This window comes from Actinomadura sp. 21ATH (assembly GCF_041951345.1).
GTDB lineage: Bacteria > Actinomycetota > Actinomycetes > Streptosporangiales > Streptosporangiaceae > Spirillospora.
This window is the reverse complement of the sequence record NZ_JBGNUR010000007.1, coordinates 193,321-216,064: the sequence shown is the minus strand read 5'-3', so window position 1 is coordinate 216,064 and position 22,744 is coordinate 193,321. Positions and strand designations below refer to the sequence as shown.

The window sequence follows — 22,744 nt, the reverse complement described above, 5'->3', positions numbered from 1 at the left end:
TCAGCTTCCCGGCCTGCGGTAGCGCCCGGAGCCGGAGCGCGCCGACGCCTTCTCCTTGGCCTCGGCGGCGCTCTCGGCGGACGCGGCGGGGCCGGCGGGTTCGGCGGGTTCGGCGGGGCGCTTCGGGCCTTCCCTGGGCGCGGTCTTCGCGCCGTCCTGCCGTTTCGTCCCGTTCACCTTCCGGGGGAGCGGTACGTCCGGCAGCGTGACGCCGTTCGGCGACGGCTCCGCGGCGGCCGGGCCGTCGTCGTAGCCCGTCGCCGGAACCGCGGGCGGCTCGGGGCCCTCGCCCGCCTTGCCGCCGGCGCCCGCACCCGCTCCGGCGCCCGCGCGGACGCGCTTGCGGCGTTCGGAGAGGACCTCGGCGAACAGCGGTACCGCCACCGTGAGCGCCAGCCCGACGAACAGCACCATCACCAGCGTGCGCATCTTGCCGGTGGGCGCGAGCGTGGCGGACGGGCTCGCGGTGACGACGTTCGCCCTGATCTGCGCCCGCTCGGCCACGCCCTCCTTGGCCTGGAGCTGCGCGAGCCGCTGCGGGATCGCGGCCACCAGGGCGTCCAGCGTGCCCTTGGTGACCTTCTCGTCCGGCCCGGTGACGTCCACGGCCAGTACCGGGCCGGTGGAGTCCTGCGCGACGCCGACCTCGTACTCGGCGGTCAGGCCGCGGCCGCGCAGCTCGGCGGCGGTGCGGTCGTCCATCATCTCCCGGCCCACCACCTCGGCGGTGATGGTCAGCGAGCTGTCGAAGATCAGCCACGGGTTGCCGCCGGCCTCCCGCGCCTGGAACGGGGAGGCCAGGAACACCACGCTCGCCTTGGCCTCGTAGGTCCACGGTGTCAGCACCGCCGCCGCGGCGACGCCGCCCAGCGCGAGCAGCAGCAGCGGCACCGTCAGCAGCCACCGCCGCAGCAGGATGCCCATCCAGTCGAGTAGATCCACCAGTCCCCCTAGGCGGGCTCGCCGAGGCGGGCGAGCACGTCGATCATCACCATCGTGCGCAGCGGCCGGGCGCGCGTCACCCGGATGGCCACACCTGGCGAGCGGCGGCCGCCGCGGGCGGCGGCGTGCCACGATGTCCGGTACGTACCGGGACGGACGGCGCGGACGGGGCGGGACCGGACGGGCGGGGGGTGCTCGTGACCATTCGGGACTTCGGCGCCGCGCTGTGGCGCAGCCGGCTGGTGACCCTCGCGGTCGCCGCGCTGACGCTGGCGGCGCTGCTCCACGTGAAGACCGCGCCGCCCGACCACGAGCAGCGCTCGGCCATCACGCTGCTCTCGCCGCGCTCGCCGTTCCCCCGCAACGCCTACGCCAGCTTCACCCCGGCCATGGTCACCAACGCCGAGATCTCGGTGCGGATCCTGAGTTCGGAGCAGGGCCGCCGGCTCGTCCGCGCCGCCGGGGGCCGCGGCGAGTTCCAGGTGCTGCTCGCCAACCGCGGCAACCAGGAGATGCCCATCCACGACCAGCCGCACATCACGGTGGCGGCGCGGGACTCCACGGCGGCGGGCGCGCGGCGCACCCACGCGGCCGTCCTCCAGGTGCTGCGGCGGCAGCTGCTGGACCGGCAGAGCTCGCAGGGCGCCGCGCCCGGCTCGCTGATCTCCTGGCAGGTGACGGCGGGCACCGGCCAGGCGGTGCCGATGACGGGCCGCCCCTCGCGGCGGCTGCTCGCGGTCGCGCTGCTCGGCGGCATGATCATGCTGTACGCGGCGGTCGCCGCCGACCGCCGGCGGAACGGCGGCGGCGGGGGGCCGGGCCGGGGTCACGGGCTCTTGGCCCCCGGACGCCGCGCCCGGCGCGGCCTGACGATCCCGCGCAGGGTCTCCCGTACCGCCGCGAGCCCCACCAGCGCGACGAACGTGAAGTTCGTCGTGAAGTAGCGCGGGCCCAGCCGCAGCGGCTCCTGGATCACGCGGTACAGCCACTCCAGTCCGTGCCGCTGCCACCACACCGGCGCCCGCCGCACCTCCCCGGCCAGCACGTCGAACGTCCCGCCGACGCCGTGCGCGACGTACGCGCCGCTGCGTGCCGCCCAGTCCCGGACGAACAGCTCCTTCATCGGCGACGAGACGCCGATGAACAGCAGGTCGGTCCCGGCCGCGCGGATCTCGTCGGCGATCGCGGGCGCCTCGGCGGTGGAGAAGTACCCGTGCCGGGACCCGGCGACGACCAGCCCCGGGAAGCGCCGCCGCACCTCGGCGACCGTGCGTTCCAGCACCTCGGCGCGGGCACCGAAGAAGAACACCCGGTCGCCGCGCCGCTCCGCCTCCGGCAGCAGCGCCAGCATCAGGTCGATCCCGGCCACCCGCTCGGGCAGCGGCGCCCGCAGCAGCCGCGACGCCCACACCACCGACTGCCCGTCGGCGAGCACGAGGTCGCAGTCCAGCACCGCGCGGCGCAGGTCCGCGTCCCTGCGCAGCCGTACGATCTTGGCCGCGTTGAGCACGCCGATCGTCACCGGGGACCGCTCCTCGACGGCCTTCACGCAGGCCGCCACCGTCTCGTCGATGGTCAGCGGATCCAGCCGCACGCCGAGGAACTCGCGGCGGTCGCCGGGGCGCCGGCCGCCGGTCCCGCCCCTCGTTCGGTCGGACTCGGGAACGTCGCGGTTCATCGATCCTCCAGCCAGGAGTAGAGGAGCCAGCCGAGCTCGTAGGGGCGGCACTCCCGGTCGACCGCGCCGGGCGGGAACACCCGGTCGAGCGTCGCGGTACGCCAGCGGGGATGGAGCATCGTCGCGGCGGCGCGCGCGCCCCGTACCGCCTTGCGGGGGTCGGCGCGCGCCACCTTGCGCCAGGTCATCACCGGATCGCCGGGCATCAGCGGGACGTCGGTCTCCGGCGGGCGGGCCAGCCAGCCGACCCCGCGGGCGATCGCGTCCATGTGGCCGGGGCCGCCCGCCGCGGCCAGGTCGAGCAGCGCCATCGGCGCCATCGCGTGCTGGTGGACGCTGTAGACGGGGTAGCCCTCGACGACGCCGCCGGTCCGGGCGTCGTAGTGCCACCACCACTGGCCCTCCGGTCCCTGCGCCGCGCAGACGCCCGCGGCGGCCTTCGCGGCCGTCTCCAGCGACTCCTCGTCGCCGAGCCGGGCGAGCGCCTGGATCGGGTAGACCTGGTCGGCGAAGCAGCCGACGTGGGCGCGGTAGCGGGGGACCAGGCCGCGCCCGCCGACCTCGTGGGCGTACAGCTCGCGGCCGCGCAGGCCGTTCAGGAGCCGGCGGCGCGCCTTGTTCAGGTGGCCGAGCCCGTGCGCGGACGCGTCCAGCGCGCCGGCGTCGCGGGCGGCGGCCAGGGCGGCGACCACCCAGGCGGCGTCCACGGTGTACACCGGGCCGCGGCCGGGACGGTCGGCGCCGGCGAGCCGTTCGAGGGCCTGCGGCAGCCCGTCGTGCCCGGTCTCCGCGGCGGCCCAGCACACCAGCGCCACGTCGCCGAGCGAGGTGACGGCCCGCGCGCCGGTGTCCTTCAGCCGCGCCAGCAGCGTCCCGGCCAGCTCGGCGGCCGTCTGCCCGGCCAGCGCCGCGCGCTGCCCGTCCTCCGGCAGCAGCCGCGCGCCGAGCGCCACGATCGCCGCGTACCGCAGGCTCTGCCCGGCCGGTACGGCGCCGTCCCCGCCGGGCTCGCCGCGCATGGTGAAGACGAACGGCGCCGCCTCGCCGCCGCCGCGTTCCGTGCCGCCGCCGCGTTCCGTGCGCATCCGGGGCAGGCCGCGCACCGCCTGCGCCAGCAGCTCGCCGATGACTTCGCGGGCGGCCGGGTCCGCCTCGTCCAGGGCCCGCAGCCGGGGGGTGTCGAGGTTCACGAGCGCTTCACCGCGATCAGCGACTTGGTGAGGCCGGCGACCTTCTCGCCGAGGATCCGCGAGTGCGGGAAGTACTCCCGCATCTCGGTGCGGCTCAGCAGCTCGACCTCCAGCACGGCGCGCAGCGCCTCGGCCCGGTCGGCGGGCGGCGTGTGCACCAGCGGCCAGTGCCGCGCCACGGCCGCCCGCGCGGGCGGCGGCAGGAACTGCATGCCCGGGCAGACCCAGTGCGGCTCGACCGGGAAGTACCGGTACGGCGTCTGCACCCAGTGCCGGTCGGCGAGGCGGTGCACCGCGGCGGCGAACATCCGGCGGCGCGCGTGCCCGCCCAGATGCTCCAGCACCGAGTTGGAGATCACCAGGTCGTACCGGCCGCCGAGGATCTCCGCCGGCAGCTCGCACGCGTCGGCGTGGTCGGCGCGCAGCCACGGCGGCGGATCCGCCGGCGGTTTCTCCAGGTTCACGATGTGCACGCGGGCCGGCCGCACCGGGGCGCGGTGCCACGATTCGGCGGTGCCGCCCAGATCGATGACCGACATCCGGTCCAGCTCAGGAAAGGCGGCGCACAGCCAATCCCAGCGGCGGGCGCGGTAGCGCGCCCCCAGGGAACCCGGTGCGTCCACGAAACGATTACGCAATGCGTGCAGTCGACTCAACGCATCTCCCCGAACGGCTCCCCGTGACGGCCCAATATTGCGACCGTTCTACCGGGAAAAGCCACCTGGTTAAGTGGCCTGATCAGGACAGGGCATCGCGTGAAGTGGCCGGTATCGGCACGGCACACCAGTAGAAAATCGTCGAGAAAACGTCCTACCGAAATGGTTGCGCACCGAATGCGCGCGACTACAGAATCCGGTTCCGAAGTTCGATAGAGGTGCTGCCGGTTCAGCGGATCACGGCCGGCGAGAAGGCGCTGGCCAGCAGGATCCGGGGCGCGCCGGAGCCGTCGGCCGGGACCGTCCAGACCTCGCCGGCCCCGCCGCGCAGCCGCCCGTACGCGACGCTCCGCCCGTCCAGCCAGATCGCCTGATCGTCGATCGACGCGGTTTCGGCCAGCGCGGTCTCCTTCATGCCGCGCAGCTCGAGCACGTGCAGCCGCCATGGCCGGGATGGGTCACCGGTGGCCTTCTTGAACGCCAGCCGCGTCCCGTCGGGCGACAGCGACGGGCACTCGACGCCGGTCCGCATCGTCCACATCGCCTGCGTGCTGACCCGGCCCTGCACCAGGTAGGTGACGCCCTTGGTCTTCGCGGTGGCGTAGAAGCGGTCGTCGTCGCCGGTGAACGTCACGCCCCAGTAGTTGAGGTCGACGGACGTGTTCGGCCGCCCGTCCTGGAGCAGCGTGAAGCGCTCCAGGTCGGGGATGACATGGCCGGTTCTCGTGTCGAGGATCCCGGTGCGGGTGGACAGGTCCCCGCCGGCGTACGAGTCGCCGCTGACGAACACCGTCCAGGAGATCATCCGGCCGCTGGGCGAGACCTGCGCGCGGCTCGGCGCGCCCGGGATCGGGACCTTCCTGGTGACCGCGCCGCGCCGGTCCAGGGCCAGCGCGTACGCCTGCGTGTGCGCGCCGCGCTCGACAGTCAGGCAGGCGCCCGTGCCGTTCCTGGCGTGGACGCGGACGCACGGCAGGTCGCTGACGGTCCGGGTGCCGCCGGGCGCCTTGACCGGCACGCTCGCCAGCCGGCCGCTCTCCGGGCCGGGCGCCGCGTTGCGGAACAGCAGCGTCCCCGCGCGGGCGAGATCGAGCCCGCTCGCCCCCGCGCCGGTCCCGGTGCCGCCGCCCCCCTCGCCGCCGCGCGGGAACGGCAGGACGGCGGCGGCCACCGCGGCGACGGCGGCGGCCGCCGCGACCGCCGCCAGCGCGGTACGGCGGCCGGGCGAGCGCCCGGACACCTTCATCGAGCCTGCCCGGCGGTGTCGAACATGGGCGCAAGGCTAAGTGCGGCACGCGGTGCCGCCGCTTTATCGTCCGAATCCGGCCACCGGGATCGCTATTGACCACGTATTACTGATCCACTTCCCGGTCAGGGTCCTGTCCGGAGTCGGCCTTTTGCCTTCCTTTTACCAACCTCGACTGGAAGCTTAACGGGTCGGTCAATGTTCTTTCTGGCAACGGAGAGGGTGACGGGGGATGACCGGGTGAGCGTCATCGGCCATACCGGCACGGGTGTTCGTCCCGACCGGGGAAGGCGGGCAGCGGGACGCGACGGCTGGGTTTCACGCTATGTTCGTCTTGCCATTGCCGTGGATTTCTGCTGTGCACTCACGGCCGGCCTCGCCGGTTTCGTGTTCCGTTTCGGAGACCAAACTCTCGCGTACCGGCCGGACGTCGTGCTGGCCGCCGGCCTGCCGCTGCTGTGGGTCGGCTGGGCCGCCGCGGCCCGCGCGTACGACCCCCGCTTCTTCGGGATCGGGTCCGACGAGTACCGCCGCATCCTGAACGCGGGGGTCAGCCTCACCGCGGCGGTCGCCATCGCCTCGTACGCCACCAAGGCCGAGGTCGCCCGCGGCTACGTCGTCATCGCGCTGCCGCTGGTGACCGCGCTGACCCTCGCCGGCCGCTACCACCTGCGCAAGGGCCTGCACCGGCGGCGGGCGCGCGGCGACTGCCTGCGCCGGGTGGTGGCCGCCGGGCACCGCGAGGCGGTGGACGAGCTGATCCGCGAGTTCGGCCGCGCCCCGTACCACGGGATGCGGATCGTGGCCGCCTGCCTGCCGGCCGGCGGCACCGCGGACCGGCTCGGCGGCGTGCCCGTGGAGGGCCGGCTGGACGAGGTCGCCGACGTCGTGGCGCGCACCGGGGCGGAGACCGTCGCGGTGCTGGCCTGCCCCGAGCTGGCCGGCGTCGAGCTGCGCCGGCTCGCGTGGCGGCTGGAGAAGAACGACACCGAGCTGCTGGTCGCGTCCGCGCTGCTGGACATCGCGGGCCCGCGCACAACGATCCGCCCGGTCGCCGGGCTGCCCCTGCTGCACGTCGACCACCCCGAGCTCGCCGGCGTCCGGCGCGTCTTCAAGGGCATGTTCGACCGGGCCGTGGCCGCCGCCGCGCTCGTCCTGCTCGGCCCGCTCTGGGGGCTGATGGCGCTGCTCATCCGGGTCGACGACCCCGGCCCGGCGCTCTACGCGCAGGAGCGCGTGGGCCGCGGCGGTCACCGGTTCCGGATGCTGAAGTTCCGCACGATGGTCGTCGGCGCCGACCGCCGCCGCGACGAGGTCGCGGCACCGAACGCCCGCAACGGCGTCCTGTTCAAGCTCCGCGACGACCCGCGCGTCACCCGGCTCGGCGGCCGGCTGCGCCGCTTCTCGCTGGACGAGCTGCCGCAGCTGGTCAACGTGCTGCGCGGCGAGATGTCCCTGGTCGGCCCGCGCCCGCCGCTGCCGGACGAGGTCGACCGGTACGGCGAGGACGTCCACCGGCGGCTCGCCGTCAAGCCAGGGATGACCGGGCTGTGGCAGGTCAGCGGCCGCTCCGACCTTCCGTGGGACGAGGCCGTGCGGCTGGACCTGCGCTACATCGAGAACTGGTCGCTCACCCTCGACACCCAGATCCTCTGGAAGACGATCGCCGCCGTGGTCCGCGGCCAGGGCGCCTACTGATGGCAGGGAACGAAATGATCATCCTCCATGTGCTCGGCGCACGCCCGAACTTCGTCAAGGCGGCGCCGGTGATCGACGCGCTGGCGGCCCGCGGGGCCGCGCAGGCAGTGGTCCACACCGGCCAGCACTACGACGAGAAGATGTCGGAGATCTTCTTCCGCGAGCTGGGCCTGCCCGAACCCGACGTCAACCTCGGCGTCGGCTCGGGCAGCCACGCCGCCCAGACCGCCGCCCTGATGACCGGCCTGGAGGCCGAGTTCCTGCGCCGCGCCCCCGAACTGGTCGTCGTGTACGGCGACGTGAACTCGACGATCGCCGCCGCGCTGGTCGCGGCCAAGCTGCACCTCCCGGTCGCCCATGTGGAGGCCGGGCTGCGCAGCTTCGACATGACCATGCCCGAGGAGGTCAACCGCCGCCTCACCGACCAGCTCTCCGCACTGTGCCTGGTCACCAGCCCCGAAGCGATCGGCCACCTGGCCGCCGAGGGCATCGACCCCGCCCGGGCGCACCTGGTCGGCAACCCCATGATCGACACCCTGCTGACCAACCTCGGCCACTTCGACACCGCCGCCGTCCGCGCCGCCCACCACCTGCCCGAGCGCTACGTGCTGGCCACCCTGCACCGGCCCGCCAACGTCGACGACCCGGCCACCGCCGCCGCCCTGGTCACCCACCTGCACGGCATCGCCGACCTCGCCGACCTCGTCATCCCCCTCCACCCCCGCGGCCGCGCCAACCTGCTGGCCGCTGGCCTGGACACCCACCAGGGCGTCCACGTCCTGGACCCGCTGGGCTACATCGACTTCCTCGCCGCCGTACGCGGCGCCGCCGCCGTGGTCACCGACTCCGGCGGCCTCCAGGAAGAGACCACCATCCTCGCCGTCCCCTGCCTGACCGTACGGCCCAACACCGAACGGCCGATCACCATCACCCACGGCACCAACCGCCTGGTCACCCTCGACGACCTCGTCCCCGAGACCCGCAAGGCCCTGGAGACCGACCGTCACGGAACGAAACGCACGCCCCCGCTCTGGGACGGCCACGCGGGCGAACGCATCGCGGAAGTCATCCAGACCTGGCGACGGGAGAGCACCCGATGACGGCGGAGCGCGGCGTGGCAGGGCCGGACAGGCCAGACAGGCAGGACATGGATCTGGCGGTCATCGGACTCGGTTATGTCGGGTTGCCGTTGGTCAGGGAGGCATGCCGGGCAGGACTCCGCGTCGGGGGCCTGGACCGCGACACCCGCGTCATCGACGGCCTGGCCGCGGGCCGCTCGCACATCGACGACGTCACCGACGGCGAGGTTCGCGAGATGCTCGCCGCCGGGTTCGCGCCCAGCACCGACGACACGCTGCTGAGCGCCGCCCGCACCATGGTCATCTGCGTGCCGACCCCGCTGTCGGCCGAAGGCGGCCCCGACCTCACCGCCGTCAAGGGCGCCGCGGCCACCATCGCCCCGCACCTCAACCCCGGCGACCTGGTCGTCCTGGAATCCACCACCTACCCCGGCACCACCGAGGAGGTGCTGCGGCCGCTGCTGGAGGAAGGCTCCGGCCTGACCGCCGGCACCGACTTCCACCTGGCCTTCTCACCCGAACGCATCGACCCCGGCAACCCGCACTACGGCGTCGCCAACACCCCCAAGATCGTCGGCGGACTCACCGAAGCCTGCGCCCAGGCCGCCGCCGCCCTCTACGGCAAGTTCGTCGCCCAGGTCGTCCTCGCCAAAGGCACCCGCGAAGCCGAGATGGCCAAACTCCTGGAGAACACCTACCGCCACGTCAACATCGCCCTCGTCAACGAGATGGCAGTGTTCTGCAACGAACTCGGCATCGACCTGTGGGACGCCATCGACTGCGCCGCCACCAAGCCCTTCGGGTTCCAGCCGTTCCGCCCCGGGCCCGGCGTCGGCGGCCACTGCATCCCCATCGACCCCAACTACCTGTCCTACAAGGTCCGCTCGCTCGGCTACCCGTTCCGGTTCGTCGAACTCGCCCAGGAGATCAACGACCGCATGCCGCGCTACATCGTCGAGCGCGCCCAGCAGCTCCTCAACCAGCACGGCCAAGCCCTCAACGGCGCCCGCGTCCTCCTCCTCGGCGTCACCTACAAGGCCGACATCGCCGACCAGCGCGAATCGCCCGCCCGGCCCATCGCCCGCCGCCTCGCCCGCCTCGGCGCGCACCTCACGTACCACGATCCGCACGTCCCCTCCTGGCAGGTGGACGGCGCCGATGTGCCCGCGGCCGGCGGGGAACTGGCGGAGTCGCTCGGCCGGGCCGATCTGGTGCTGCTGCTGACCGGGCACGCCGCGTACGAGCCGCAGCTGCTGGCCGAGCACGCCACGCTGCTGTTCGACGCGCGCGGCCACACCCGCGCGACCGCCCGCCCCACGATCGAGACGCTCTGACACGGCCGCGGCGGATGTGTTGACTCGTGGCGTGTCTGGCTGATCGGGGCGCTCTGGCGGCGAGACACGCCACGAGTCAACGTTCTGGGGCGGTCCGGGTGGGAATCATCGGGTGATGGTTACCTCCCGCACCGGCGGTACGTCCTGGCTGGACGCCGCCGTCCTGTACCAGATCTATCCGCAGAGCTTCGCCGACTCCGACGGGGACGGGATCGGCGACTTCGCCGGCATCACCGAACGGCTCGGCCACCTCGCCTGGCTGGGCGTGAACACGGTCTGGATCAATCCGTGCTTCGTGTCGCCGTTCCGGGACGCCGGGTACGACGTGTCCGACCACTTCACCGTCGCCCCCCGCTACGGCACGGCGGACGACCTGGCCGTGCTGGTCGAGGCCGCCCGCGGGCACGGCATCCGCGTCCTGCTGGACCTGGTCGCGGGGCACACCTCGGACGAGCATCCGTGGTTCCTGCACTCGGCGGACGACCCGTCCGACCACCGCTACATCTGGACGGACGGCGGCGCGGCCCCGCGCGGCTTCGTGCCGTCGCCGGGGAGCCGGCCGGGCGCGTACCTGCCGAACTTCTTCGAGTCCCAGCCCGCCCTCAACTTCGGCTACGCGCGCGAGAAGGAGGGCCAGCCCTGGCGGCAGCCGGTGGACGCCGAGGGGCCGCGCGCCAACCGCGCCGCGCTGCGCGAGATCATGGACCACTGGCTGCGGCTCGGTTTCGCCGGGTTCCGGGTCGACATGGCCTCGTCGCTGGTGAAGGACGATCCGGGGCTGCGCGAGACCGCCCGGCTGTGGACGGAGCTGCGCGGCTGGCTCGACCGCGCCCACCCGGAGGCCGTGATCATGGCGGAGTGGGGCGATCCGGCGGTGTCGGTGCCGGCGGGCTTCCACGTCGACTTCTTCCTCCAGTTCGGCGGCGAGACCGACGGGCTGGCGATGCGGTCGCTGTGGAACAACGGCCAGGGCACCGTGCTGGAGCACTGGGACCCGCTCGACTGCTTCTTCGACGCGGGCGGCGGGGGCTCGCCGCGGCCGTTCGTCGAGGCGTGGCGGGAGGCGACCCGGGTCATCGGCGGTCCGGGGCACGTCTCGCTGCCGACCTCCAACCACGACTTCGCCCGGCTGGCCTGCGGCGCCCGGACGCGCGAGCAGCTGCCCGCCGCGTTCGTGCTGCAGATGACGTGGCCGACGCTGCCGGCGATCTACTACGGCGACGAGATCGGGATGCGCTTCGTTCCCGGCCTGCCCGACGTGGAGGGCAGCCGCCTCGGGCCGCGCTACAACCGGGCGGGCTCGCGGACGCCCATGCAGTGGGACGCCGGCCCGAACGCGGGGTTCTCGACCGCCGCGGCCGACCGGCTCTACCTGCCGCTGGACCCGGATCCGGACCGTCCCGACGTGGCGTCCCAGCGCGCCGACCCGGACTCGCTGCTGAACCTCGTCCGCCGCCTCATCGCCCTGCGCGCCGCCGCGCCGGAGCTGCGCGGCGGCGGTGACGTGGAGATCCTGGACGACGGGTTCCCGTTCGCGTACGTGCGCGGCGGCCGCTACCTCGTCGTCGTCAATCCGCGCCGCGAGCCCGCGACGCTCCCGCTGCCGCGCCCGGAGCTCGCCGCCGCGCGCCCCGTCGAACGGGCGGGCGTCACCATGAACGCCGACTCCGTGACCGCCGCCGCGTTCTCGTACGGGATCTTCGAGTGCGGCGGCCCGGGGAACGCCGCCGCTCCCTGACGAAAGTGGGGGGCGCCCCGGGACGATCGGGCACTGCGCCGCCGCCCGCCCGCTTCCTACCGTGATCGCGGTAGACGACGAGCGGGGGAGTGCATGATCACTCTGGACGGGCTGACGAAACGGTACGGCGACCGGACCGCCGTACGGGACCTGTCGCTGACGATCGAACCGGGCCTGGTGACGGGCTTCCTCGGGCCGAACGGCGCGGGGAAGTCCACCACGATGCGGATGATCCTCGGCCTGGACCGGCCGACGGCCGGCACGGCGCTGGTCGGCGGCCGGCCGTACGGCGCGTACCGGCATCCGCTGCGGCAGGTGGGCGCGCTCCTGGACGCCAAGGCGCTGCATCCCGGCCGCGGCGCGCGCCGGCACCTGCTGGCGATGGCGCACAGCAACGGGATCCCCGCGTCCCGGGTGGACGAGGTGCTGGGCGTGGTCGGCCTGCCGGAGGTCGCGGGGAAGCGCGCCGGGACGTTCTCGCTGGGCATGGGCCAGCGGCTCGGGATCGCGGGCGCGCTGCTGGGCGATCCGCCGGTGCTGATGTTCGATGAGCCGGTGAACGGCCTGGACCCGGACGGGGTCCGCTGGGTGCGCGAGCTGATGCGGTCGCTGGCGGCCGAGGGGCGGACGGTGTTCGTGTCCAGCCATCTGATGAGCGAGATGGAGCTGACCGCCGACCGGCTCGTCGTGATCGGGAAGGGCCGGCTGCTGGCCGACGCGCCGATCGCCGAGGTGCTGGCGGGCAGCTCCCGCCGGCGGGTCAGGGTCCGGGGTCCGCAGCCGGAGGGGCTGCGGAGGCTGGCGGCCGAGCTGGCCCCGCACGGCGTCGCCGCCGAGGAGGTCGCGCCCGGCGAGCTGCTGCTGTCGGGCACGAAGGTGGACCCGGTCGGTGATCTCGCGTTCCGGCTCGGCGTCCCGCTGTACGAGCTGAGCCCGCAGGACGCCACCCTCGAACAGGCGTACATGGAACTGACCGCCGGCAGCGTCGAGTACGCCGCGCCCGAAGGAGCGACCCGATGACCGCGGTGCTGACAGAGGGAGGAGCGCGGGCCGGGGACGGGGCGCGGGCCGGGGGCGGGCTGCCCGGCGCCGTCCGTTCCGAGTGGACCAAGGCATGGTCGGTCCGCGGCACGTGGTGGAGCCTGGTCGGGGCGGGCGCGCTGATGGGCGCGGCCTGCCTCCAGCTGGCGATCTTCACGGTGAACGCCAACGGCAACGACGATCCGGCCGACGACAAGGGCGTGGTCGGGCTCGGCACGATCGCGTTCGGCGCGGTCGACCTGGCCCAGTTCGCGATCATCGGGCTGGCGATGCTGCTGATCACCTCCGAGTACGCGACCGGCGCGATCCGCACGACGCTCCAGTGGATCCCGCGCCGCGGCACGATGCTGCTGGCCAAGACCGCGGTGGCCGCCGTCGTCGGCGCGGTGGCGGGCACGCTGCTGGCGGCGGGCGGCTCGCTGGCCGCCGCGCCGCTGCTCGGGCGCTGGGGGGAGTTCGAGCCCGCCACCTGGCTCGGCGACGTCCTGGCCGTGGGGGCCTACCTCGGCCTGATCAGCGTGTTCACGCTGGGCCTGGGGGCGATGCTGCGCAGCTCGGTGGGGACGCTGATCACGGTCTTCCTGATCTTGATGGTGGTGCCGGCGACCCTCCAGGCGAGCGATGTCGAGGCGGTCGAGCGGGCCTCGGAGTTCCTGCCCGGCATCGCGGGCACGTCGTTCATGCGGGGCGAGGCCGAGGCGTATCCGGCGCCGTTCGGCCTGCTGATCCTGGCCGCGTGGGCGGTGGCCGCCGTCGCCGGGGGGTACCAGGTCCTCCGCCGCAGGGACGCGTAACCCCTACTGGGACGGCGATCCCGCCGTGTCCGCCGCTGTGTCTTCCGCCACGGGGCGGGCACGGCGGGACCGCGTTCCCCATGGTGGTGAAGCCGGCCGCCGGGCCTTCCCCGCCCGGCAGGGGCACCCACCGGCAGAGCATCCGGTATGGGCGGGTACGTTCTGACCTGTGGACCCGCGCCCAGACCCGCCGCGGGCTGGGTATAACGGAGGGGCCGGGCTCTGGCCACCGGCGCGCGGACGGTGGCGGCGATCATGGGGGGATGGACGCGTGGGCGACTGGACGGTGATCGGCACGATCACGCTCGCCGCCGTGCCGGAGAGCGTGGGGGACGCCAGGCGTTTCGCCACCGAGACGCTGCCGGACGGCGACCGCACCGACACGGTGGAGCTGCTGGTCTCCGAGGCGTGCACCAACAGCGTCCAGCATTCGCGGTCCCGGTTCGGCGGGAAGTTCACCCTGACGCTGTCCGAGTGCGGCGGCGCGGTGCGCTGCGAGGTCGTGGACGACGGCAGCCCGACCCTCCCGACCCGCCGCGAGGGCGGCGAGTTGCGGGGCAGCGGGTACGGCGTGATGCTGATCGAGACGATGGCGGACCGGTCGGGCCACTTCGTCGAGGACCGCCGCCTGCACACCTGGTTCGAACTCGACTGACCGCGTCCGAAGGCCACAGGGCGGATCTCCTAGCGGGGATCCGCCCTTTTTGTCGTCTCTGTACCGACTCTTGCCGTCTCCTCGCCGGCCGTCTTGCGCGCCCGCCCGCACCCGGATACTTTTGAACCAAGTATTTTCGTTCCAAGCTATTAACGAACCAAGCTACTGACGGAGGGGCCGTGCGGGTCGGGGTGCTCGGGCATGGAGCGATCGGGGCGCGGGTCGCCGGGGTGCTGCGGGAGGGCGGCGTGCCCGGGGCCGAGCTGTCGGCCGTCCTGCGGCGCGGCGCCGGGACCGTGCCCGAGCGCGTCGAGGACGTGCGGGAACTGGTCGAATCCGCCGACGTGGTCGTGGAGGCCGCCGGGCAGGGCGCTCTGCGCCAGTACGGGCCGGACATCCTGGACGCCGGCCGCGACCTGGTCGCGGTGTCGGTCGGGGCCCTGGCCGACGACGCGCTCTTCGGCCGGCTGAGCGGTGCCAAGGGGCGGCTCCTGGTGTGCCAGGGCGCCCTCGGCGGGCTGGACGTCGTCCGCGCGGCAGCGATCGGCGGCCCCCTCACCGCGGTCCGGCTGACCTCGTCCAAGGCGCCGGCCTCGCTGATCCAGCCCTGGATGGACGACGGCTTCGCGGAACGGCTCCGCTCCCTCAAGCCGGGCGACGAGCCCGTCGTCCTGCACGACGGGGCCGCGCGCGAGGCCGCCGAGAGGTTCCCCAAGAACGCCAACGTGGCCGCGACGCTCGCGCTCGCGGCGGGGGACTGGGACGCCGTCCAGGTCCGCCTCGTCGCCGACCCCTGCGCCTCGATGACCCGGCACGTCGTGGAGTTCGCCGGGGCGGTCGGGCAGTACCGCTTCGAGCTGGCCAACCTCCCCGACCCCGACAACCCGGCCACCAGCGGGCTGGTGCCGTACGCCGTACTGCGGACCCTGGCGGACCTCGGCGCCTCCTGGCGGGTCGCATGACCGGCGCCCCGCGCATGATCAGGGACACCGGCACGGGCGCCCCGCTCCTGTGCCTGCACGGGATCGGCTCCAGCGGCGCCTCGTTCGACGCGATCACCCCGCTGCTGGCGGACCGGCTGTGCGTGATCGCCCGGGACGCCCCGGGCTACGCCGCCGCCCCCGACCCCGACGGCCCGCCCGGCATGGACGGCTACGCCGACGCCGCCGTCGCGATCCTGGACGATCTCGGCATCGGCCGGGCGCACGTCCTCGGCGTCTCCTGGGGCGGCGTGATCGCGACCCGGATCGCCCTCCGGCACCCGGACCGGCTCCGCTCGCTGATCCTCGCCGACTCGACCCGCGGCTCGGGCACCGCGCCGGAGAAGGCCGCCGCCATGCGCGCCCGCGGCGCCGAGCTCGCCGAGACCGGACCCGCCGCGTTCGCCCGCAGGCGCGCCGCCCGGCTGCTGTCGCCCGCGGCGACCCCCGCCCAGGTGGACGCCGTCGCGGCCGCGATGGCCGCCGCGATCCGCATGCCCGGGTACGGCCACGCGGCCGAGTCCATGGCCGCGACCGACCACGGCCCCCGCCTCGGCGAGGTACGGGCCCGCACTCTCGTCCTCGTGGGCGAGCACGACGCCGTCTGCCCGCCCGCCGAGAGCCGGCTGATCGCCGCCGCGATCCCCGGGGCCCGCTACGCGGAGATCCCCGGCGCCGGCCACCTGTCCAACCAGGAGCGGCCCGCGGAGTTCGCCCGGGCCGTACGCGACTTCCTCCACTCCGACCACTGAACGAAGGGGAACTGCCATGACTGATCTGGACCAGCTGATCGACGGCTGCATCGCCAGCCGGGACAGCCGCCTGGAGGACTGGGACACGCTGGGGTTCCAGGCCAAGGCGGGGGAGGAGTTCAAGCGGGCGCAGATCCGCTACATCGGCTCGGGTGCGACCGGGAACCACGAGACGGACGCGCGGATCCTGCCGTCGGAGCACTTCACGTTCTCCAACATGCGGCTGCCGGTGGGGGCGATCGGGCCGGAGCACACCCACCATGACGTGGAGGAGGTGTTCTTCGTCCTGGAGGGTGAGCTGGAGGTGACCGTTCACGATGTGGAGGACGGCACCCGGACCGCTTCGCGGGTGCTGGGGTACCGGGATCTGATCCGGGTGCCGGCGGGGGTGCCGCGCAGCCTGCGCAACATCGGGGACACCGACGCGCTGTTCTGCGTGGTGATCGGTGCGCAGAAGCCGCAGCTGCCGACCTACCCGCCGACCTCCCCGATGCACGGCGTCACCCGCGACTGAGAAGAGCGGGAACGCGGGAACGCGAGAGGGCCGGGGCCGTCCAGCGGCCCCGGCCCTCTCGCGTTCCCGCCCTCAGGGGATGAGCACGAACTTCTTCCCGGCCCCCGCGCCGAACTCCTCGTACGCCCCGGCCGCCTCGTCCAGCGGCACCGCGGTCGCGCGCACGGCGTCGCCGATGGCCAGGCCGCCGCGCAGGACGGCGGACGCCAGCTCGTCCTGATAGCGCCGCGCCGGGGTCGCGCCGGAGGTCACCGTGATCGCCTTGGACCAGATCCCGCCGAGCCACACCTCCAGCCCGGGACGCTCGCCGGGAGGGCCCGCCGGATACACGCCGGGGATCGCGATCGCGCCGCCCGGCCGGACGACCGAGACGACGTCGTTCAGCGCGGCGGCCCGGACGCCGGACGCGCCCACGCAGTCGATCCCCGCGTCCACGTGCGGGACGCCGGCGATCTCCGCGATCAGGTCGGGCAGCCCGCCGGCCGCGAGATCGGCGGCCGCGAAGCCGGCCGCGCGGGCGTGCGCGAGCCGCTCGGCGTTGAAGTCGCCGACCACGACCAGCGCCGCGCCCAGCAGCCGGCAGGCCGCCGCGCACGCCAGGCCCACCGGCCCGGCGCCGGCGACGTAGACGGTCGAGCCGGGGCCAACCCGGGCGCCCTTGGCCGCGTGGTACCCCGTCGGGAGCACGTCGCCGAGCAGCGCCACGTCCAGCAGCCGCTCGCGCGCCTGGTCCGGGTCGGGCAGGACGTGCAGGTTGAAGTCGGCGTACGGCACCAGCGCGTACTCCGCCTGGAGCCCCGCCCAGCCGCCGAAGCCCTCGCCCATCCCGTACGTGGCGCCCGGCCGGGACGGGTTCACGGCCAGGCAGTGCGCGGTGAGCCCGGCGCGGCAGTTCGCGCAGCGCCCGCAGGCCACGTTGAACGGGACCGAGCACACGTCGCCGGGCCGTACCCGCTCGACGTCCCGGCCCGCCTCGACCACGACGCCGGTCAGCTCGTGCCCCAGCACCATGCCGGGGACGGCGCCCGGCCCGTGCAGCGTGTGCCGGTCGGAGCCGCACACGCAGGTCGCCAGCGTCTGGACGATCACGCCGTGGTCGCAGCGCCGGGGCAGCACGCCGGGACCCGGCCGCACCTCCAGGGCGGGCATGGGAGCCTCGCCCAGGACGGCACGGCCGGGTCCGGCGTACACCACGGCCCGCTGGGAGCCGTTCGTCACAGCGCCCCCGACGCCTCGAACCGGCGGCCGCTCTTCTTCCCCGGCACGAGGACCCGTTCCAGCACCTCGACCAGCAGGAACAGCACGAAGCCGATCACGGTCAGCCAGGCGATCGACGCGAACACCGTGAGGCTGTCCATGTCGCCGCGCGCGGTGATCAGCAGCACGCCGAGGCCGGTGTCGGCGCCGACGAACTCGGCCACCACCGCGCCGACCACGGCCAGCGTGATGCCGACCTTGACGCCGGCGAAGATGCTGGGCAGCGCCCACGGCCAGCGGATCTTCCAGAACGCCTGCCACCGGCTCGCGCCCATCGACCGCACCAGCATCAGGCTCTCCGGCCGCGCCGCGCGGAAGCCCACCAGCGAGTCGATCACCACCGGGAAGAAGCAGATCAGCGCCACCATCAGGATCTTCGGCAGCTGGCCGAACCCGAACCAGATGATGAACAGCGGGGCGATCGCCACCTTCGGCACCACCTGCGCGATGATCAGCAGCGGGTAGATCGCCTTGCGGACGATCGCGCTGTAGACCATCCCGACCGCGATCGGCAGCGCGACCGCGATCGCCAGCGCGAACCCGACGAAGATCGCGATGATCGTCGGCACCGACTCCTCGGCGAACACGCCGAAGTCGCCGAACATCTTGGCCACCACGTCGCCCGGCGCCGGGAGCACGTACTCCTCGACCCCGCCGAACGACACCAGGCCCTGCCAGCCGGCGACGACCAGCACGACCAGCACGATCGGCAGCGCCCAGTCGGCGAACCGCGACTCCACCCAGCTCCGCTTCGGCGCGACCGCCGCGGCCGGGGCCGCCTTGCCCGCCTTCCCGGGCCTCTCCGTCTTCCCGGCCTTCTTCGCGTTCCCGGTCCGCGTCGCGGTCACTTGCCCTCCTCCGTCAGAACGCCGAGGGTCTCGAAGACGCCGCGGATCTCGCCGACCAGGTCGGTGAACTCCGTGCCGCTGCGCGCGCTCAGCGGCCGCGGCCGCTCCAGCGGCACCCGGAACTCGGCGGCGATGTTCGCCGGCCGCGGCGAGAAGACCAGCACCCGGTCGGCCAGGAACACCGCCTCGTCGATGCTGTGCGTCACGAACACGACCGTCTTGCGGCGCTCCATCCACAGCCGCTGGAGGTCGATCTGGATCTGGTCGCGGGTCAGTGCGTCCAGGGCGCCGAACGGCTCGTCCATCACCAGGATGTCGGGGTCGTGCAGCAGGGCGCGGCACAGCGCCACCCGCTGCTGCATGCCGCCCGACAGCTCCTCGGGGTAGTGGTCCTCGAACCCGCCGAGCCCGACCTGCGCCAGCAGCTCCTTCGCGCGCTCCTCGGCCGCGGCCCTGGGGGCGCGCCGGATCTCCGACTGGAGCAGGACGTTCTGCATCGCGGTCCGCCACGGCAGCAGCTCGGCGTTCTGGAACACGATCCCGAGGTCGGTGTACGGCTCCAGGACGGCCTCGCCCTGCACCCGCACCTGCCCGGACGTCGGCTGGGTCAGCCCGGCCAGCGCCATCAGCAGCGTGCTCTTGCCGCAGCCGCTGGGCCCGACGATGGCGAGGAACTCGCCGCGGTCGAGCTTGAAGGACATCTCGTTCACCGCGGTGACGACGCCGCCCGCGGTACCGAACGACTTGGTGAACCGGTCGAACTCGACGTACGGGGTCCGCGTCCCCGCCGCTTCCTTGGTCGCGGCCGTCATCGGCTACTTCCCTCCGAGGCTGTCGGCGCACTTCGCCAGGTGCGCGTTGCTGGCCACGTCGGCGGGCGAGAGCTTGCCGGCCTCCACGCCGCCGTACTGCTCCATGACCTTGATCGTGCTCTTCCAGTCCGCCTCGGCGGTGCAGCCGAACGGCTGGCCCTTGGTGGCGGCGGTGGTCAGCAGGGCGTTGGACGCCTCCCACTGCTTCTTGACCACGTCCTTGGACAGCGTGCTGGTGGTGGCCACCTTGAAGAACGAGGCCACCGCCCCGTCGATGTCCTTGTTGGTCGCCTGGACGGCCTCGGCGGTCGCGGCGAGGAACTTGCGCACCGCGTCCGGGTTCTCCTCGGCGAACTTGTCGGAGGTGACGATGCCGGAGCTGAGCACGTCCAGTCCCGCGTCGGCGTAGCCGAGCGCGACCAGGTCGCACTTGCACTTCTCCTTCATGTTCGGCTCGGTGACGTTCAGCAGGCCGAAGGTGAACTGCGTGGTGCCCTGGACGAACAGGCTGTCGCGGGCAGGGACGTCGACCTTCTTCAGCGTGACCGAGTCGGGGTCGAGCCCGGCCGCCTTGGCGAACGCCGGGAAGACCGTCTCGGGCGCCGAGCCCGCGGTGTACCCGGCGGACTTGCCGGCCAGGTCCTTGGCGGTGCGGATGCCGGAGTCCTTCTTGGCGAAGATCGCCAGCGGGGAGCGCTGCACCATGCCGGCCACCATCTGGACGGGCATGTTGCGGCCCGCCGCCTGCACCAGCGCCCCCGCGTCGGCGTAGCCGAGGTCGTCGGAGCCGTTGGCGACGGTCTGCAGCGTGGTGGCCGAGCCCTTGCCGGGGTTGAGCGTGACGTTCAGCCCGTGCTTGGCGTAGATACCCTGGTCGACACCGGCGACGAGGGGCAGGACGGCACCGGTGTAGAACACGTCGGTACGGACGTCGAGCTTGATCTTCCCGTCGGCGTCCTTCTCCGTTCCCGACCCGCCGCACGCGGCCAGCGTCAGGGCGGCGGCCGCGGCGAGCGCGGCGCCCGCCACGATCCGGCGCCGGCGCGGGCGGGAAGTGGCAACGACTGTGTGCATGGTGACCCCATCAGAGCGCGTTTACTTGGGGCGAAGTATCTGGGAGTCAAATTACTTGTGTCAAGGTATCTTAGGTCGTGTGGTTTTCCGCTAGGCTTCCCCCGTGCCGCCCGGCGGGCGGCGCCCCCCACCCCGGACGAGCCCGCTCAGCCCGGCTCGCACACCACACGGACGGTGCCATGGACACGGTCGAGAAGGTCCTCGACGACTGGCGGCGGGAACGTCCCGACCTCGACCCGTCGCCGATCGGCGTGTTCGGCCGCCTGCGCCGCGTCGCCGAGCTCGCGCGGCACGAGCTGGAGGGCTACCTCGCCCCGTACGGGCTGACGCCGAGGTCCTTCGACGTCCTGGCCAACCTGCGGCGCGGCGGCCCCCCGTACCGCAAGACCCCCTCGGAGCTGGCCGAGTCGTCGCTGCTGTCCAGCGGCGCCATGACCGGCCGCCTCGACGGCCTGGAGAAGGCCGGGCTCATCACCCGCACCCCGCACCCCGGCGACCGGCGGGTGATGTTCGCCGAGCTGACCCCGGCCGGGATCGAGCTGATCGACGAGGTCTTCGCGGAGCACCTGGCCAACGAGGAGGCCCTGCTGGACGGCCTGGACCGCGAGCACCGCGACGAGATCGCCGCCGCCCTGGCGCTGCTGGAGCGGACCATCAAGGACGCCGTCGCGAAGAGCGCCCCGCGCCCCCGCCGCCGCAGGAACGCCGGCGGCTAGGGCGTGAGCAGGTAGAGGCGGAGCTCGCCGCACGGCGCCAGCACGCCGCCGCCCTCCACCTCGACCGGCGCCCCGGTGCGTTCCACCGCCCTGATGTCCAGCCGGCGCAGGAGCGCGCCGGTCACGTGCCGCGCCGACCGGGAGATGATCACCCGGCCCTGCGAGTTGAGCAGGATCGCGCCCGGCGGCAGCAGCGGCAGCACGGCCTTCTCCACCCGGCGCAGGTACAGGTCGGCCCCGGTGATGCCGAGGTACCGCCCGGCGTCCAGGACGGGCGCCGACATCGTCAGGATGTACTGGTCGGTGCCGTGGAAGTCGACGTACGGCCCGTGCACGTTGGCCGCGCCCGTCCGGGCCGGGACGGTGTACCAGGGCTTGCCGGTGTAGTCGTAGAAGCCCAGGCTGTCGGGGTCGAGGTCGACGACCAGGCGCTCCGGATCGGGCCCGTCGCCGGCCTGCCACCACTCCAGCCACAGCGGCGCGTCCGCCAGCACGTCCGGCGCGGCCACGTACCCCGTCCCGGTGACCAGCGGGGCGTGCCCGCCGAGCACGCCGAGGATCTCCAGCCGCAGCGGCTCCAGGTCGCGGCGGGCCGGCCGCCCGTGCTCCCGGACGAGGCCGACCACGGTGGCGCTGAGCCGTTCGACGGAGCGCAGCACGGCGTCGAACACCTCGCCGACGTCGTGGCCGGCGGTCTGGGCGAGTCGCTGGTTCACTGGTGAGCCCCCGGCGTCGGCGATGGTCTCGATGGTGTCGTCGGTCTCGATGGTCTCGATGGTCTCGATGGTCTCGATGGTCGTCGGTGTCGGTGGTCGGTGCGCTTCACGGTTCTACGAGACCGAGATGCAGCTCCACAAGTCGTTCGACGGACTCGGCCACATGTCGCCGCGCGAGCGCGGCGGCGCGGTCGCCGTCCTCGGCGGCGATCGCCGCGACGATCTCGCGGTGCTGCCGGTCCAGCCGGCGCCGGGTCCGCTCGTCGGCGCCCGGCAGCCACAGCAGCGGCCCGATCTCGCTCTGGAGCCGGATCTCCTCCCGGGTGAGCCGGGCGGACTGGGCCGCGGCGGCCACCTCGACGTGGAAGCGCCCGTCGGTGTGGTGCTGGCGGCCGGGGCCGGTGGCCGCGGCGAACGCGTCGGCGGCCTCGCCGAGCCGGCCCAGGTCGTCCTGCGAGGCGCGGTCGGCCGCCAGCAGCGCCGCGCCGGCGGCCAGCGCGGCGTAGTGGTCGCCGAGGTCGCGCAGGTCGGCGACGGTGAGGTCGGCCAGCCGGCGGCGCAGCAGCCCGGCGGTCTCGGCCCGCTGCGGGGCCTTCACGAAGCTGCCGCCGCCCCGCCCCCGCCGGGTGACGATCAGGCCCTGGGCGCGCAGGTCGCTCAGCGCCTCCCGGACGGTCACGGTGGCCACCCCCAGCTGCGCGGCGAGGTCCGGCTCGCTGGGCAGCTGCTCGCCGTCGGCCAGCAGCCCGAGCGAGATCGCGTCGGCCAGCCGGCGGGTGATGGTCTCCGCCCGGCCCCGGTTCTCCAGGGGCGCGAACACGGCGAGCCGGGCGGTCGCCGACGCGTCCGGTGCGGGCATCGTTCTCCCTTCCACGGGTCCGGTCCTCGGCCCTCGGCCGCGGGTCCACGCCCACGGGGCCGTGGCCGTGGCGAGCGCGCCGGCCGGGGACCGGCCGCCACGGATGTCGCCGGGACCCTTGCCAAGAAAATATCTGGCGCCATATCTTTTCGCCGTGAGAGTACC

General features: G+C 73.8%; 23 protein-coding genes. 12 read left to right on the top strand and 11 right to left on the bottom strand.

Annotated elements, in window-relative coordinates; translation table 11 throughout:
• Positions 1-942 (bottom strand): hypothetical protein, encoded by a 942-nt coding sequence (locus ACA361_RS22435; RefSeq protein WP_375014635.1) that lies wholly within the window; start codon positions 940-942, stop codon positions 1-3.
• A gap of 197 nt (positions 943-1,139) precedes the next feature.
• On the opposite strand from ACA361_RS22435, the gene ACA361_RS22430 reads away from it, so the two are divergent.
• A complete protein-coding gene (locus ACA361_RS22430; RefSeq protein WP_375014633.1) occupies positions 1,140-1,886 on the top strand; it encodes a hypothetical protein in 747 nt (248 codons plus the stop codon).
• Here the strand turns inward: ACA361_RS22430 and ACA361_RS22425 are convergent.
• The 4 genes from ACA361_RS22425 to ACA361_RS22410 form a co-directional block, all read right to left on the bottom strand.
• Positions 1,769-2,620, bottom strand: coding sequence for a WecB/TagA/CpsF family glycosyltransferase (locus ACA361_RS22425; protein WP_375014631.1), 852 nt, complete (start codon positions 2,618-2,620; stop codon positions 1,769-1,771). The genes ACA361_RS22430 and ACA361_RS22425 overlap by 118 nt on opposite strands.
• Positions 2,617-3,810: a hypothetical protein gene (locus ACA361_RS22420; protein ID WP_375014629.1), complete on the bottom strand. Its 1,194-nt coding sequence runs from the start codon at positions 3,808-3,810 to the stop codon at positions 2,617-2,619. The genes ACA361_RS22425 and ACA361_RS22420 overlap by 4 nt, the downstream gene beginning before the upstream one ends.
• Positions 3,807-4,433 carry a class I SAM-dependent methyltransferase gene (locus ACA361_RS22415; RefSeq protein WP_375014628.1) on the bottom strand — a complete coding sequence of 209 codons (627 nt, stop codon included), beginning with the start codon at positions 4,431-4,433 and terminating at the stop codon, positions 3,807-3,809. The genes ACA361_RS22420 and ACA361_RS22415 overlap by 4 nt, the downstream gene beginning before the upstream one ends.
• A gap of 262 nt (positions 4,434-4,695) precedes the next feature.
• Positions 4,696-5,712 carry a hypothetical protein gene (locus ACA361_RS22410; RefSeq protein ID WP_375014625.1) on the bottom strand — a complete coding sequence of 339 codons (1,017 nt, stop codon included), beginning with the start codon at positions 5,710-5,712 and terminating at the stop codon, positions 4,696-4,698.
• 198 nt (positions 5,713-5,910) lie between these two features.
• Here ACA361_RS22410 and ACA361_RS22405 point away from each other — a divergent pair, with 198 nt between their 5' ends.
• The 10 genes from ACA361_RS22405 (at position 5,911) to ACA361_RS22360 (ending at position 16,297) form a co-directional block, all read left to right on the top strand.
• Positions 5,911-7,410 (top strand): sugar transferase, encoded by a 1,500-nt coding sequence (locus tag ACA361_RS22405; RefSeq protein WP_375014623.1) that lies wholly within the window; start codon positions 5,911-5,913, stop codon positions 7,408-7,410.
• On the top strand, positions 7,410-8,510 hold the full coding sequence (wecB, locus tag ACA361_RS22400) for a non-hydrolyzing UDP-N-acetylglucosamine 2-epimerase (RefSeq protein ID WP_375014621.1): 1,101 nt from the start codon (positions 7,410-7,412) through the stop codon (positions 8,508-8,510). Before ACA361_RS22405 ends, wecB begins: the two co-directional genes overlap by 1 nt.
• 47 nt (positions 8,511-8,557) lie before the next feature.
• Positions 8,558-9,823 (top strand): nucleotide sugar dehydrogenase, encoded by a 1,266-nt coding sequence (locus ACA361_RS22395; RefSeq protein WP_375014618.1) that lies wholly within the window; start codon positions 8,558-8,560, stop codon positions 9,821-9,823.
• A 115-nt stretch (positions 9,824-9,938) separates the two neighbouring features.
• Positions 9,939-11,561 (top strand): alpha-amylase family glycosyl hydrolase, encoded by a 1,623-nt coding sequence (locus ACA361_RS22390; protein WP_375014616.1) that lies wholly within the window; start codon positions 9,939-9,941, stop codon positions 11,559-11,561.
• A 93-nt stretch (positions 11,562-11,654) separates the two neighbouring features.
• A complete protein-coding gene (locus ACA361_RS22385) occupies positions 11,655-12,581 on the top strand; it encodes an ABC transporter ATP-binding protein (RefSeq protein WP_375014614.1) in 927 nt (308 codons plus the stop codon).
• A complete protein-coding gene (locus tag ACA361_RS22380) occupies positions 12,578-13,396 on the top strand; it encodes a hypothetical protein (RefSeq protein WP_375014613.1) in 819 nt (272 codons plus the stop codon). Before ACA361_RS22385 ends, ACA361_RS22380 begins: the two co-directional genes overlap by 4 nt.
• 271 nt (positions 13,397-13,667) lie before the next feature.
• The gene (locus ACA361_RS22375; RefSeq protein ID WP_375014611.1) at positions 13,668-14,051 is read left to right on the top strand and encodes an ATP-binding protein; all 384 of its coding nucleotides are present in this window, start codon (positions 13,668-13,670) and stop codon (positions 14,049-14,051) included.
• Positions 14,052-14,230: 179 nt separating this feature from the next.
• Positions 14,231-15,013, top strand: coding sequence for an aspartate dehydrogenase (locus tag ACA361_RS22370; protein WP_375014609.1), 783 nt, complete (start codon positions 14,231-14,233; stop codon positions 15,011-15,013).
• Positions 15,010-15,783, top strand: coding sequence for an alpha/beta fold hydrolase (locus tag ACA361_RS22365; RefSeq protein WP_375014607.1), 774 nt, complete (start codon positions 15,010-15,012; stop codon positions 15,781-15,783). The genes ACA361_RS22370 and ACA361_RS22365 overlap by 4 nt, the downstream gene beginning before the upstream one ends.
• A gap of 16 nt (positions 15,784-15,799) precedes the next feature.
• Positions 15,800-16,297 (top strand): cupin domain-containing protein, encoded by a 498-nt coding sequence (locus tag ACA361_RS22360; protein WP_375014605.1) that lies wholly within the window; start codon positions 15,800-15,802, stop codon positions 16,295-16,297.
• 72 nt (positions 16,298-16,369) lie between these two features.
• On the opposite strand, the gene ACA361_RS22355 is transcribed toward ACA361_RS22360, so the two are convergent.
• From ACA361_RS22355 to ACA361_RS22340, 4 genes are read right to left on the bottom strand one after another with little or no spacing between them, the layout of a single operon-like run.
• Entirely contained in the window at positions 16,370-17,515 is a 1,146-nt protein-coding gene (locus ACA361_RS22355) for an alcohol dehydrogenase catalytic domain-containing protein (protein WP_375014603.1), read from the bottom strand.
• Positions 17,512-18,402 carry an ABC transporter permease gene (locus tag ACA361_RS22350; RefSeq protein WP_375014601.1) on the bottom strand — a complete coding sequence of 297 codons (891 nt, stop codon included), beginning with the start codon at positions 18,400-18,402 and terminating at the stop codon, positions 17,512-17,514. The genes ACA361_RS22355 and ACA361_RS22350 overlap by 4 nt, the downstream gene beginning before the upstream one ends.
• Positions 18,399-19,214, bottom strand: a complete 816-nt coding sequence (locus ACA361_RS22345; RefSeq protein ID WP_375014599.1) for an ABC transporter ATP-binding protein — start codon at positions 19,212-19,214, stop codon at positions 18,399-18,401. Before ACA361_RS22345 ends, ACA361_RS22350 begins: the two co-directional genes overlap by 4 nt.
• Positions 19,215-19,217: 3 nt before the next feature.
• Positions 19,218-20,288: an ABC transporter substrate-binding protein gene (locus tag ACA361_RS22340; RefSeq protein WP_375014597.1), complete on the bottom strand. Its 1,071-nt coding sequence runs from the start codon at positions 20,286-20,288 to the stop codon at positions 19,218-19,220.
• 179 nt (positions 20,289-20,467) lie between these two features.
• Here ACA361_RS22340 and ACA361_RS22335 point away from each other — a divergent pair, with 179 nt between their 5' ends.
• Complete coding sequence (locus ACA361_RS22335) at positions 20,468-21,004, top strand: MarR family winged helix-turn-helix transcriptional regulator (protein WP_375014595.1); 537 nt, start codon at positions 20,468-20,470, stop codon at positions 21,002-21,004.
• On the opposite strand, the gene ACA361_RS22330 is transcribed toward ACA361_RS22335, so the two are convergent.
• Positions 21,001-21,720: a cache domain-containing protein gene (locus ACA361_RS22330; protein WP_375014592.1), complete on the bottom strand. Its 720-nt coding sequence runs from the start codon at positions 21,718-21,720 to the stop codon at positions 21,001-21,003. The two genes, ACA361_RS22335 and ACA361_RS22330, sit on opposite strands and share 4 nt — an antisense overlap.
• Positions 21,721-21,826: 106 nt before the next feature.
• Positions 21,827-22,579: a FadR/GntR family transcriptional regulator gene (locus tag ACA361_RS22325; RefSeq protein ID WP_375014590.1), complete on the bottom strand. Its 753-nt coding sequence runs from the start codon at positions 22,577-22,579 to the stop codon at positions 21,827-21,829.
• Between the last annotated feature and the right edge of the window lie 165 nt (positions 22,580-22,744).